The 12627-nt window shown below is 57.9% G+C and carries 14 protein-coding genes and 1 other annotated feature; of the genes, 3 read left to right on the forward strand and 11 right to left on the reverse strand.

The genetic code is table 11. The features are described from left to right. Window position 1: 1 nt before the first annotated feature. The 5 genes from thrB to yjjY form a co-directional block, all read right to left on the reverse strand. Window positions 2-931 carry a homoserine kinase gene (thrB, locus tag ABLV04_RS21915; protein ID WP_002887853.1) on the reverse strand — a complete coding sequence of 310 codons (930 nt, stop codon included), beginning with the start codon at window positions 929-931 and terminating at the stop codon, window positions 2-4. Between the two features lies 1 nt (window position 932). Beyond that, window positions 933-3395 carry a bifunctional aspartate kinase/homoserine dehydrogenase I gene (thrA, locus tag ABLV04_RS21920; protein WP_044525310.1) on the reverse strand — a complete coding sequence of 821 codons (2463 nt, stop codon included), beginning with the start codon at window positions 3393-3395 and terminating at the stop codon, window positions 933-935. Window positions 3396-3420: 25 nt separating this feature from the next. Beyond that, window positions 3421-3538: a sequence feature (Thr leader region), on the reverse strand. Further along, window positions 3477-3545 (reverse strand): thr operon leader peptide, encoded by a 69-nt coding sequence (gene thrL / locus ABLV04_RS21925; RefSeq protein ID WP_004222578.1) that lies wholly within the window; start codon window positions 3543-3545, stop codon window positions 3477-3479. It overlaps the preceding feature by 62 nt. 211 nt (window positions 3546-3756) lie before the next feature. Then, window positions 3757-4443, reverse strand: coding sequence for a tRNA/rRNA methyltransferase (locus tag ABLV04_RS21930; protein ID WP_032452390.1), 687 nt, complete (start codon window positions 4441-4443; stop codon window positions 3757-3759). Window positions 4444-4839: 396 nt separating this feature from the next. Then, window positions 4840-4980, reverse strand: coding sequence for a protein YjjY (yjjY, locus tag ABLV04_RS21935; protein WP_004146984.1), 141 nt, complete (start codon window positions 4978-4980; stop codon window positions 4840-4842). 95 nt (window positions 4981-5075) lie between these two features. Here yjjY and arcA point away from each other — a divergent pair, with 95 nt between their 5' ends. After that, entirely contained in the window at window positions 5076-5792 is a 717-nt protein-coding gene (gene arcA, locus ABLV04_RS21940; protein WP_002887843.1) for a two-component system response regulator ArcA, read from the forward strand. 63 nt (window positions 5793-5855) lie between these two features. On the opposite strand, the gene creD is transcribed toward arcA, so the two are convergent. Genes creD through creA form a run of 4 tightly spaced genes read right to left on the reverse strand, consistent with a single transcriptional unit; the run spans window position 5856 to window position 9873 of the window. Next, window positions 5856-7214 (reverse strand): cell envelope integrity protein CreD, encoded by a 1359-nt coding sequence (gene creD / locus ABLV04_RS21945; protein WP_180266025.1) that lies wholly within the window; start codon window positions 7212-7214, stop codon window positions 5856-5858. 59 nt (window positions 7215-7273) lie between these two features. Continuing rightward, window positions 7274-8698: a two-component system sensor histidine kinase CreC gene (gene creC, locus ABLV04_RS21950; protein ID WP_044525307.1), complete on the reverse strand. Its 1425-nt coding sequence runs from the start codon at window positions 8696-8698 to the stop codon at window positions 7274-7276. After that, window positions 8698-9387 (reverse strand): two-component system response regulator CreB, encoded by a 690-nt coding sequence (gene creB / locus ABLV04_RS21955; protein ID WP_023291904.1) that lies wholly within the window; start codon window positions 9385-9387, stop codon window positions 8698-8700. The genes creC and creB overlap by 1 nt, the downstream gene beginning before the upstream one ends. Window positions 9388-9399: 12 nt before the next feature. Next, window positions 9400-9873: a protein CreA gene (gene creA, locus ABLV04_RS21960; RefSeq protein ID WP_009309170.1), complete on the reverse strand. Its 474-nt coding sequence runs from the start codon at window positions 9871-9873 to the stop codon at window positions 9400-9402. A 209-nt stretch (window positions 9874-10082) separates the two neighbouring features. On the opposite strand from creA, the gene robA reads away from it, so the two are divergent. Next, window positions 10083-10952 carry an MDR efflux pump AcrAB transcriptional activator RobA gene (gene robA / locus ABLV04_RS21965; RefSeq protein ID WP_023291903.1) on the forward strand — a complete coding sequence of 290 codons (870 nt, stop codon included), beginning with the start codon at window positions 10083-10085 and terminating at the stop codon, window positions 10950-10952. Here the strand turns inward: robA and gpmB are convergent. After that, window positions 10949-11596, reverse strand: coding sequence for a 2,3-diphosphoglycerate-dependent phosphoglycerate mutase GpmB (gpmB, locus tag ABLV04_RS21970; protein ID WP_004204216.1), 648 nt, complete (start codon window positions 11594-11596; stop codon window positions 10949-10951). The two genes, robA and gpmB, sit on opposite strands and share 4 nt — an antisense overlap. Window positions 11597-11709: 113 nt before the next feature. On the opposite strand from gpmB, the gene yjjX reads away from it, so the two are divergent. Further along, on the forward strand, window positions 11710-12225 hold the full coding sequence (yjjX, locus tag ABLV04_RS21975; RefSeq protein ID WP_032452387.1) for an inosine/xanthosine triphosphatase: 516 nt from the start codon (window positions 11710-11712) through the stop codon (window positions 12223-12225). Here yjjX and trpR read toward each other — a convergent pair. Continuing rightward, window positions 12212-12541, reverse strand: a complete 330-nt coding sequence (gene trpR / locus ABLV04_RS21980; RefSeq protein ID WP_004204213.1) for a trp operon repressor — start codon at window positions 12539-12541, stop codon at window positions 12212-12214. The genes yjjX and trpR overlap by 14 nt on opposite strands. Window positions 12542-12627 lie beyond the last annotated feature (86 nt).

The following is a 12627-nucleotide window of genomic DNA, read 5'->3' on the forward strand; positions in this document are numbered from 1 at the left end:
GTTATCCCACTACGCGTGCGCCCGCCGTGTCCAGCCGGCAAATATGAACAAAGCCTTCCTGATTCTGCAGATAGTGCGCGCCAAGCCAGTCGGCGACGCGCTGTGCGGTGTCCGGCTTATCGCACAACGCGAACAGCGTTGGGCCAGAGCCGGAGATGCCGCAAGCCTGGGCGCCCATCTCCATGGCCGCCTGACGCGCTTCGCTAAAGCCCGGCAGCAGTTTGGTTCGGTACGGTTCGGCAATCACATCTTTCATCAATTTTGCCGCCAGCTGCGGCTGGCGGGTGTAGCAGGCGTGAATAAAGCCCGCGAGGTGGCGACCATGGGCGATACAATCCTGACGGCGGTACTGCGCCGGCAGAATCGCCCGCGCTTCGGCGGTGGATACTTTAATCCCCGGATAGGCCAGCACCCACAGCCACTCATCAAACCCGGGCACCTGCTGGCTGATAATCCCGTTCTCTTCGATCATCAACTGCATGCCGCCAAGATAGCACGGCGCCACGTTGTCGTAGTGAATGCTGCCGGAGATACGCCCTTCCATCTCCCCCATCAGCGCCAGCATGCGCGTCTCGTTCAGCGGCTTACCGCAAAACTCGTTCATCGCCACCAGCGCGGCGACCACCGAGCAGGCGCTGGAGCCCAGCCCGGAGCCAATCGGCATGTTTTTTTCCAGGGTCATCGCCACCGGCACCGTTTTACCGATCTCCCGGCAAAAGCTTTCCCAGCACTGGTAAACAATGTTCTCCTGCGGCGCCGTCGGCAGTTTGCTGGCGAAGCGTCCCAGATTCTGCAGGCTGAATTGCTCCGCCGCTTCGACAGTAACGTTGTCGCCAAGCAGCGTGCCATCGACCGGCGTGACCGCCGCGCCCAACACATCAAACCCGACGCTCATATTGGCACTGGAAGCCGGGGCATATACTTTGACCATCTTAAACTCCTAACTTCCAGGAAAGGGTGCGCAGCAGGTCGGCGAATACACCGGCCGCCGTGACGTCGTTCCCGGCACCATAGCCGCGCAGCACCAGCGGCAATGGCTGATAATAGTGGCTGTAAAAGGCCAGTGCGTTCTCGCCATTTTTGACTTTGAACAGCGGATCGTTGCCGTCAACGGCGGCAATTTTCACCCGGCAGGTACCATCCTCTTCGATGTTACCGACATAGCGCAAGACTTTACCTTCATCGCGCGCCTTAGCGATCCGCGAGGCGAACGCATCATCCAGCGACGGCAAGCGGGCCATAAAGGTCTCAACATCACCGCTGGCGTCGAAGTCCGCCGGCAGCGCCGACTCGACGATAATGTCCGACAGCTCCAGTTCACGTCCGGTCTCACGGGCCAGAATCAGCAGCTTACGCGCGACATCCACCCCGGATAAATCGTCGCGCGGATCCGGCTCGGTATACCCCATCTCACGGGCCATCGCCGTCGCCGCCGAGAAACTCACGCCCTCATCCAGCTTGCCGAAGATAAACGACAGAGAGCCGGAGAGGATCCCGGAGAAATGGCGCAGTTCATCGCCGGCGTTGAGCAGGTTCTGCAGGTTCTCAATCACCGGCAGGCCAGCGCCAACGTTAGTGTCATAGAGGAACTTGCGGCGCGAGCTGCTCGCGGCGTGGCGCAGCTGATGATAGTAATCCAGCGAAGAGGTATTGGCCTTTTTATTCGGCGTGACCACATGGAAACCTTCGCGCAGGAAGTCGGCGTACTGATCGGCGACCGCCTGGCTGGAGGTACAGTCGACGATCACCGGATTCAGCAGGTGGTACTCTTTTACCAGGCGGATCAGGCGACCGAGATTAAAGGGTTCTTTCGCCTCCGCCAGCGCCTCACTCCAGTTTTCCAGATTCAGACCATGCACGCTGGTCAGCAGCGCCTGAGAGTTGGCCACGCCGCAAACGCGCAGATCGATATGTTTGCTCTTCAGCCAACTCTGCTGGCGTTTGATTTGCTCCAGCAGCGCGCCGCCGACGCCGCCGACGCCGATGACGAACACTTCGATCACCTGGTCGGTGTTGAACAGCATCTGATGGGTCACGCGCACGCCGGTGGTGGCGTCGTCATTGCTGACCACCACCGAAATGGAGCGCTCGGATGAACCCTGGGCAATCGCCACGATATTGATATTGGCGCGGGCCAGCGCGGCAAAAAACTTTGCCGAGATACCGCGCAGGGTGCGCATTCCGTCGCCCACCACCGAGATAATAGCCAGACGCTCCATAATGGCCAGCGGCTCCAGCAGCCCCTCTTTCAGCTCGAGATAAAACTCATCTTCCATCGCCCGTTTGGCACGCGCGCAGTCGCTCTGCGGCACGCAGAAACTGATACTGTACTCGGAAGAGGATTGGGTGATCAGCACGACCGAGATGCCCGCGCGGGACATGGTGGCGAAGACGCGGGCCGCCATGCCGACCATGCCTTTCATCCCCGGCCCGGAGACATTGAACATCGCCATGTTGTTGAGGTTAGAGATGCCTTTGACCGGCAGATCGTCCTCGTCGCGGCTGGCGCCGATGAGCGTTCCCGGCGCCTGCGGGTTGCCGGTATTTTTAATCAGACATGGGATTTGGAACTGGGCGATAGGGGCGATGGTGCGCGGGTGCAGCACTTTCGCGCCAAAGTAGGAGAGCTCCATCGCCTCCTGATAAGACATCGATTTCAGCAGACGCGCATCCGGCACCTGGCGCGGGTCGCAAGTGTACACGCCGTCGACATCGGTCCAGATTTCGCAGCAGTCGGCGCGCAGGCAGGCGGCCAGTACCGCAGCCGAATAGTCGGAGCCGTTGCGCCCCAGCACCACCAACTCGCCCTTCTCATTTCCGGCGGTAAACCCGGCCATCAGGATCATATGGTCTGCCGGGATCTGGCTGGCGGCGATGCGGCGGGTGGATTCGGCGATATCGACCGTGGATTCCAGATAGTGGCCCACCGCGAGCAGTTTTTCCACCGGGTTAATCACACTGACTTTATGACCACGGGCTTCCAGCAGACCCGCCATGATGGCGATGGAGAGCTTTTCGCCTCGGCAGATCAGCGCGGCATTGACGCTGTCCGGGCACTGACCCAGCAGGCTGATACCGTGCAGAACATGCTTAATCTGAGCAAACTCCTGCTCAACAAAGGCTTTCAGCTGGGCGAGCGGGAAAGCGGGCTGGGCGTCGGCAAGACCCTGAAGAAGTTCGGTAAAAATGCGTTCAGCGTCGGCAATATTGGGGAGGGCATCCTGGCCGCCAATGGTCTTTTCAATCATCGCTACCAGATGGTTGGTGATCTTCGCCGGGGCAGACAGGACGGTCGCTACCTGCCCCTGCCTGGCATTACTCTCCAGAATATCGGCAACCCGCAGAAATCGTTCCGCATTTGCCACTGATGTACCGCCGAACTTCAACACTCGCATGGTTCTTACCCCTTGATCTCTTGTCAAAAAAAAAGCCCGCACTGTTCAGGTGCGGGCTTTTTTCTGTGTTTCCTGTACGCGTCAGCCCGCACCGTTACCTGTGGTAATGGTGGTGGTGATAATGGTGGTAATCATGCCGATGCGATTCATGGATGTTGTGTACTCTGTATTTTTATCTGTCTGTGTGTCCTGCCTATATTGGTTAAAGTATCTGCCCTCTTAAGTCAATGAATTTCTCAATTAACCTCATTTCAGCGAGCTTACGTATTGCGCCACCCCGACAAGGAAAAACATCCAGATCGGCGGAATACCTCCCACAAAAACAGCACATACAACCATAATTAAAATATATGACAGAGCTTTATTCTGACAGGTTTTTTTCAATATCATGCAGCAAACGATGCAACATTGCCGTGTCGCGCTGCTGCAGCAGCCCCATTCGTTGCGACAGCCAGTCGGCCAGTTTGGCATCATCCTCCACGCCCAGACGCGAAAGCAAGGCCAGGGCGCGCAGGCGCAACGCCTGCAGCTGATGATGGTCTGCCGCGGCGGCGGCGGGCGCCGGTTGTTGCATAAGCGATGCTAATTGATAGCAGTAGACCATCACCGACTGACCGAGGTTTAGCGAAGGATAATCCGCGGCCATCGGCACGCCGGTCAGCACATCGGCCAGGGCCAGCTCCTCATTGGTCAATCCGGCGTCTTCACGGCCAAATACCAGCGCGGTATGGGTCATCCAGTTCGCCTTCTCCTCCAGCAGCGGCAACAGCTGCTGCGGCGTGGCGTAATAGTGAAACCGCGCGCGACTGCGGGCGGTGGTGGCGACGGTAAAATCGACGTCGTGCAGCGCCTCGGCAAGGGTGGAATAGGTGGTGATGCCATCGAGGATGTCGCCTGAGCCGTGCGCCACCCAGCGTGCCGCCGGCGCCAGATGGGCTTCACTGTCCACGATCCGCAGATCGCGAAATCCCATGGTTTTCATCGCCCTGGCGGCGGCGCCGACGTTCTCGGCCCGGGCAGGACCGACTAAAATAATCGTTAAACGCATTGCGGTTTTTTTCTCTCTCTCAGGCGTTGTCGAGGCGCGGAGCCCCCCATTTTACGCGGTGAAAATTTACAAATTTGCAACAAAAATCACTAAAATTGCGTTTTCTTACCCATAAAAAAATCTAAACTGTTCTCAGGAGGCCATGACAAGGAGTATGTTAACAGAACCCATTTATCCATATGATGGGCAATGAAATTTCACCTGACGCATCGTTCCAGGCATTGAATTCACTGTATTTATTAATTTATCCACGCAACTAGTTGAGCCGGGTAAAGATTGTGACTATAAAGAGCATGGCGATGCAATGATTTCACAAGACTGTTAACGTGCTACAATTGAACTTGATATATGTCAACGAAGCGTAGTTTTATTGGGTGTTCGGCCTCTCTTAGCCTGTTATGTTGCTGTTAAAATGGTTAGGATGTCAGCCGTTTTTGACACCGTCGGGTCCAGAGGGAAAGTACCCACGACCAAGCTAATGATGTTGTTGACGTTGATGGAAAGTGCATCAAGAACGCAATTACGTACTTTAGTCATGTTACGCCGCGCATGTTAATTTGCGACATGCAGCAGGCAGGTCAGGGACTTTGGTACTTCCTGTTTCGATTTAGTTGGCAATTTAGGTAGCAAACATGCAGACCCCGCACATTCTTATCGTTGAAGACGAGTTGGTAACACGCAACACGTTAAAAAGTATTTTCGAAGCAGAAGGTTACGATGTATTCGAAGCGACCGATGGCGCGGAAATGCATCAGATCCTGTCTGAAAATGATATCAACCTGGTGATCATGGATATCAACCTGCCGGGTAAAAATGGTCTTCTGCTGGCGCGCGAGCTGCGCGAGCAGGCTGACGTCGCGCTGATGTTCTTAACCGGTCGCGACAACGAAGTGGATAAGATCCTTGGCCTCGAAATCGGCGCTGACGACTATATCACTAAACCGTTTAACCCGCGTGAACTGACTATCCGCGCGCGCAACCTGCTCTCCCGTACCATGAACCTCGGTACCGTGAGCGAAGAGCGTCGCAGCGTGGAAAGCTACAAGTTCAACGGCTGGGAACTCGATATCAACAGCCGTTCCCTGGTCAGCCCGAACGGCGAACAGTACAAGCTGCCGCGCAGTGAATTCCGCGCGATGCTGCACTTCTGCGAAAACCCGGGCAAAATTCAGTCTCGTGCCGAGCTGCTGAAGAAAATGACCGGTCGCGAGCTGAAGCCGCATGACCGTACCGTTGACGTGACCATTCGTCGGATTCGTAAACACTTCGAATCCACTCCGGATACCCCGGAAATCATCGCTACCATTCACGGTGAAGGTTACCGTTTCTGTGGCGATCTGCAGGAATAATGCGATTTATTCCGCAGCCATGATGTGAAAACGGCGCCCCGAGGGCGCCGTTTTTTTATGCCGTCACTCTTTCCAGAGGCGCAGTTTGTCGTCATCGGCAGACGGCGGCGGAGGCACACTGCCTTTCGGTAACGATAACGCATACCAGTCCACTCGCCGGGTCAAAAACATCAGGCTGCTTAGCGCCAGCACCAGCACCCCGGTACCCAACAGCAGCGCGCTGTCCTCGGAATGCAGCAGAAACCACATCACCCCGTCCAGCAGCAGCAGCGCCGCGACAAACAGCAGGCTGTTACGCCATCCCCTGAGCACCGCCTGGAGGTAGATCCCGTTCATCACCGCGCCGGACAGGCTGGCGGCCAGCCAGGCGGCGGTAAAGCCAATGTGCTCCGAAAGCGCCAGCAGCACCAGGTAAAACAGCACCAGCGATAGGCCCACCAGCAAATATTGCATCGGATGCAGGGGGCGATGGGTCAGGCTTTCGAAAGCGAAAAAGGCCATAAACGTCAACCCAATTAACAGGATGGCATATTTTGTCGCCCGGTCGGTTAGCTGATACTGGTCGGCAAGCGACATGACATCGGCACTGAACGCCGGCAGGCGCGACCACGGGATCTCCATATCATCCTTGAAATAGCTGCCCATATCGTTGGCGAACCAGCTGCTTTGCCAGTGGGCGCGATAGCCGGCAGCATTCACTTCGCGTTTCGTTGGCAGGAAGCTGCCGAGAAAGCCGGGATGCGGCCAGTTACTGGTCAGCTGCAGCTCGCTGTTGCGCCCGAGCGGCGCCAGTGAAAATGCGCCCGTCCCGTTCAGATCGAGCGAAAAAGCGATCTCAAGCGGCTTGTTGTCCTCCGCCAGCGCAGGCATCGGCATATGGATGCCCGCCCCATCACCGCTGATCCCCAGCCCAGGCTCCACGCTTAATACGCTGCCGTTAACCTCCGGAGCATGAATGGCGCCAATGCCGCGGGCATCGCCGACGCTCACCACCAGCCGCGGCTGGCCTAAGACAATATTCGTTTTTTTCAGCGCCGCCAGACGCAGCGGATCAAACGAAGCCTTAATCTGCAGGACGTTATGCCAGACCTGTCCGCTGTAGATGCCCACCCTCCTCGACTCCACGGTCTGTTTGCCGCTGACCGCCAGCGACTCCGGCAGCCAGTAGTACTCCCAGCTCCGCTGATATTCGACCTCTTTTTGGTTCTCCCTGCGGGTCAGCGTCTCGGTTACCGGAATAGCGATCAGCGGCCCGGCGAGTTTTTGCGGGCCGCTGGTGCTCTGTTCAATGGCATCCTCAACCTCGCTGCGATAATCAGCCCGCTCATTGATGAGCTCCCTGACTATCATCAAAGGCAGAGATAACAGCACAATACAGCCTATTAACGTGGTGATTTTCCAGAATAACGGTGATTTCAACATAGCTTTCTCCCTATCGTGATGGCCTCACAATAGGGCGGTTGTGTGGGGGGAATTTGAAGCTATGTGAAGGGACGGTGAAGTCTCAGCGTGGCGACCACGCCGCCTTCGGGCCGATTGTGTAGACGGATATCGCCGTGATGCAGGCGCGCGACTTCACGAACGAAGGCCAGCCCAAGGCCGCTGCTCTTATGGCCGTCTTCACGCGGCAGCGAGTAGAACCGATCAAAGATCCGCGTCAGGGCATACTCCGGAATACCGCATCCGTTATCCGTTACGCTCAGTCGCACCTCTGCATTTCGTTTCTCTACTGCCAGGGCGATCTCGCCCCCCTGGGGGGTAAAATCAATCGCGTTGTCGAGCAGATTGCCCAGCGCCTGGGACAGCAGTTCGCCATCGCCATTGACCAGCATCCCACTCTCCTGCCAGCGCAGGGTGATGGCTTTCGCCGCCAGGGCGATGTCGCGCTCTTCCGCCAGGCGTTGGTATAGCGCATCTATCGACACCGGCTGCGGCTTTATCTCCAGCCGGCTTTCCAGTCGCGCCTGCTGGAGCAACCGCTCCACCAACAGCTGCATGCGAGTATTTTGCGCGAGGATATTCTCAGTAAACCGCGCAGCCACCGCAGGCGGCGGCTCTTCGCGCAGGATCTCCGCCGCACCGCGGATGGCTGCCAGCGGACTTTTCAGCTCGTGAGTCAGGTCATAGACATAGTTTTCGATGGCGTTTTTGCCTTCGAGCTTCACCCGCATGCTCTCCAGCGCCTGGGCCAGCTTACGCAGTTCGCTGCTGCCGACCTCCGGCAGCGGCAGTGGGCGGTCAGCGGTCACCGAGTCCGCATAGCGCACCAGCTTGCCGATAGAGAAATTGATCCACCAGACGACGCCGCAGCCAATCAACAGGGCAATGCCCAGCAGAGCGCCGCCGGCCCAAAGGATCCTCCGCTCGCTGCGCTGAATGACCGGCGTCATCGCCAGGTTGGGTTTACCGACGCTCAGCACGCCGATAATCCGCCCCTTATCCATCACCGGCGCGGCGATATACATTACCGAGCTGGCTTCATCATGCGGATCGCTGCGCGTACTGCGCGCGCCGTACTGGCCGCGCAGGGTGAGCCAGACGTCGTTCCAGCGTGAATAGTCCTGCCCTGTCGCCTCTCCGCTCGAGTCAAACACCACCTTGCCCCGGGCATCGGTCAGATAGACGCGGTACTCATTCCGCACCTTTTTAATTCCGCCAATATTGGCGTTGAGCCGCTGCTGGTTGAGCTGGTGAAAGGCCTGCGCCAGCCTGCCCTGCTGCGGGTTTGCCGCCAGCAGGTCCTCACGCGCCAGCGCCGCCAGCAGGGTGGCGGTATCGTTGAGGGTCCCCTCCGTGGCCCGGCGCACGCCCGGCTTGACTTCCTGGACAAAGATCGACAGTACAAACCACGCGGCGATCGCGACGATAAGAAAATAGCCCAGCAGCAGGCGCATGCCGATGCGCATCAGCCGCGCCCCAGGCTGTAGCCCATCCCGCGATGGGTATTGATTGGCGCCACCTCAGGATTAACGACCCGCAATTTAGCGCGCAGGGTTTTGATGTGGGTGTCGACGGTGCGGTCGAGGCTTTCCCAGGCATCGCTCCACACCAGCTCCATCAGCTGCTGGCGGGAGAAGACGCGACCGGGCGCGTGAAGCAGCGTTTTCAACAGCAGAAATTCATAGCGCGTCAGGTTCAGCGGCTGGCCGAACCAGCTTATCGACGCCGCCTGCTCGTCAAGCACAAACTCGCCGACGCGAACTACCGACGAAGGCGCGGCGAATTTTTGCAGCCGCCGCAGCACGCTGCGCACCCGCGCGCAGACTTCGCGCGGCGAAAACGGCTTGGCGATGTAATCGTCAGCGCCGATTTCCAGCCCCAGCAGCTTATCGACCTCGTCGCTCCGCGCGGTCAGAAACAGCACCGGCAGCGCCGGAAAGCGCGTCAGCAGGCGCCGACAGAGCTCGAAGCCGCTGATATCCGGCAAGCCGACGTCGAGGATGGCCACATCGGGCGCCTGATGCGCCGCCGCCTCCAGCGCGGGCAACCCGCGGTCAAAGACGGTGACCTGGAAGCCCTCCTGCTGGAGCATATAAACCAGGGTATCGGCGATACTCTGTTCATCCTCAACTAACCAAATCCGTGGCTGCTGCATGCGCGCTCCCGTTTATTTATTCCAGGGCATAATCGGCACGGCGCTGATGGCGTTCTTCGGCGAACCATCAACCACTTTATCCGAATAGGTCAGGTAGACCAGCGCATTGCGTTTCGCATCATAGAAGCGAACGACCTGTAGCTTTTTAAACACCAGCGAGGTGCGCTTCTGGAACACCACGTCGCCCTGGCTTTTGCCATTTTTGATTTTGTCCGTCAGCTCAATCGGCCCGACCTGCTGGCAGGAGATGGCCGCGTCGGAGGTATCTTCCGCCAGACCCAGCCCGCCTTTGATCCCGCCGGTCTTCGCCCGGCTGATATAGCAGGTCACGTTCTGCACATCCGGATCGTCAAAGGCTTCGACGACAATTTTGTGATCCGGCCCTAACCATTTGAAGACCGTATCCACGGAACCAATCTGCTCCGCCTGAGCGACCTGGCAGCCGGCCAGCAGCAGCAGGCCCATCGCAAACTTCTTGTATTTCATATTGTTACCATTCTTAAAAAATATAGCTGAGTGATTATCACGCACTTTGCGGAAAAGGTTTATAGATCACAGCTTTACAAAATTCTCGTTCAGATCCACGGACCTACCGCATTTAAAAGCAAAAAAAACACTGAATGCTAAAACATCAAAAAATGCTATTATCCGCTACTTTAATATCAGGCACCTGTGTTTAAGGATGGGGACATTTTATGGATCAAGCAGGGATTATTCGCGATCTCCTTAGCTGGCTGGAAGGTCACCTGGATCAGCCGCTTTCTCTGGACAATGTGGCGGCGAAGGCGGGTTATTCCAAGTGGCATTTGCAGCGAATGTTTAAGGATGTCACCGGCCATGCCATCGGTGCCTATATTCGCGCGCGCCGGTTGTCGAAATCAGCTGTCGCATTACGCCTTACCGCCCGTCCAATCCTTGATATTGCGCTGCAGTACCGTTTCGACTCCCAGCAGACCTTCACCCGGGCGTTTAAGAAGCAGTTCTCGCTGACGCCGGCGCTCTACCGCCGCTCGCCGGACTGGAGCTCGTTCGGTATGCGTCCGCCGCTGCGTCTTGGCGAGTTTACCCTGCCGAAACATGAATTTGTCGCCCTGCCCACGACTCAACTGCTGGGGGTAACCCAGAGCTATACCTGTAAGCTGGAGGAAATCTCCGACTTCCGCAACCAGATGCGGGTCCAGTTCTGGCGCGATTTCCTCGGCAACTCGCCGTCGATCCCCCCGGTGCTCTATGGGCTGCATGAACCGCGTCCGAGCCTGGAGAAAGACGATGAACAGGAAGTGTTCTATACCACCGCGCTGACGCCGGAGATGGCTAACGGCCACCTGCAGAACGCCCATCCGGTGACGCTGGAGGGCGGCGAGTATGTCATGTTTACGTATGAAGGGCTGGGTACCGGCCTGCAGGAATTCATCCTGACGGTCTACGGCACCTGCATGCCGATGCTGAACCTGACGCGTCGCAAGGGGCTGGATATTGAACGCTTCTATCCTGAAGATGAAAGCCGGGATCAGGACACGCCGATTCAGTTGCGCTGCGAATATCTGATCCCGATCCGCCGTTAACGCTGCAGCTCGTCCATCGCGGGGGCGTCAAGATGCGAGACGTCGCCCGCCGTTTCCACCACCCAGCCGGAAGCCAGCCACGGGCTCTGCTGATAATCGACGCGCGAGATAGAGCAGTTGCGCAGACGCAGCCGACGCTCTGCGTACGCCGGCAGCCCTAAAATCGTGCTCACCAGGCAGCCCAGCGCGATACCATGACTCACCAGCAGCGGTCGACTACCGGCCGGTAATTCCAGACAGGCTGCCAGCGCCGCATGCATGCGTTCGCTAAGCTCCTGCATCGATTCGCCCTGAGGAATACGACCATCCGGCGTGCCGTTGACCAGCTGGCGGCGCCAGCCCTCTTCTTCTTCGCTGAGCGAGTCGATATGGCGCTTCTCCAGCACCCCCATATCCAGCTCGCGCAGGCGCGCATCGGCGATCACGCTGCAGCCGCAGGCTTCGGCGATAATCTCTGCTGTACGACGGGTTCGTCCCAGATCGCTGGTAATGATATGGGTGATCCCCAGCGTTCTGGCGCGCTCGCCAACCTGCCAGGCCTGGCGCTCACCGTGTGCGGTCAGCGGGCTGTCGGACTGACCCTGAATACGTCGCTCGGCGTTCCACTGCGTTTCACCGTGGCGAACAAGGTATACCTGTAACATGCTTTTTTTCCGTTCTGAACTCGTTATCGACCGCTTTCGGGCATTACCGCCTGCCCTGGGGGTGATTTAGAGTATACTGCGATGACGTTAGTTTATTCTGAGTTGTTTTGATTATGCACCATGTTGTCTCAGCGACCACTAATCCCGCCAAAATTCAGGCAATTCTGCAGGCTTTTGACGAGATTTTCGGCGAAGGATCCTGCCACATTGAGTCCGTATCCGTCGAGAGCGGCGTGCCGGAACAGCCCTTCGGCAGCGAGGAAACGCGCGCTGGCGCACGAAATCGCGTCGCCAATGCGCGCCTCGCCCAGCCCCATGCCGATTTCTGGGTCGCCATCGAAGCCGGAATTGACGATGGCAGTACCTTTAGCTGGGTGGTCATCGAAAGCGCCAGCCAGCGCGGAGAAGCGCGCTCAGCCACGCTGCCGTTGCCTGACGTTATTCTTGAGCAGGTTCGCGCTGGCGAAGCCCTCGGGCCGGTCATGTCGCAGTATACCGGCATCGATCAGATCGGTCGTAAAGAGGGGGCGATTGGGGTTTTCACCGGCGGCAAATTAACCCGCAGCAGCGTTTACCATCAGGCGGTCGTGCTGGCGTTAAGCCCGTTCCACAACGCTATTTATCGCTAGCCAGCAGCGTCTGCTCCAGCCACTGGCGCAGCTCAACCGGCGCCGACTTCAGGCTGTTCGACCCGCGGGTAATGGTCGCAATGCCGGCGCCGAGCTCATTTTTCAGCTCGCGCTGGCTCATCTCGCCGCGCAGCAGCTCTTCGATAATGCGCACCCGGGTTCCCAGCGCTTCGCGCTCATCAGGGGTTAGCATTAGCTGCAGCAGCGGCAGATGCAGATCCTGCGCATAGGCCTGCTGTAGCAGCGCCACAAAGCGCAGCCACTCCTGATGACGTTGTTCGGCAACGGCCGCGGAATAGGGAGATTGTTGGGTCATATCGCGCCACCATATTGAGACGGGCAGCTTACGCTGCCCGTCGAATGTACTCTTCAACGAGTACAAAGCATAACATACTTCCCGGC

It is taken from the genome of Klebsiella sp. JN_Kp127 (assembly GCF_040062505.1).
Lineage (GTDB): Bacteria > Pseudomonadota > Gammaproteobacteria > Enterobacterales > Enterobacteriaceae > Klebsiella > Klebsiella quasipneumoniae.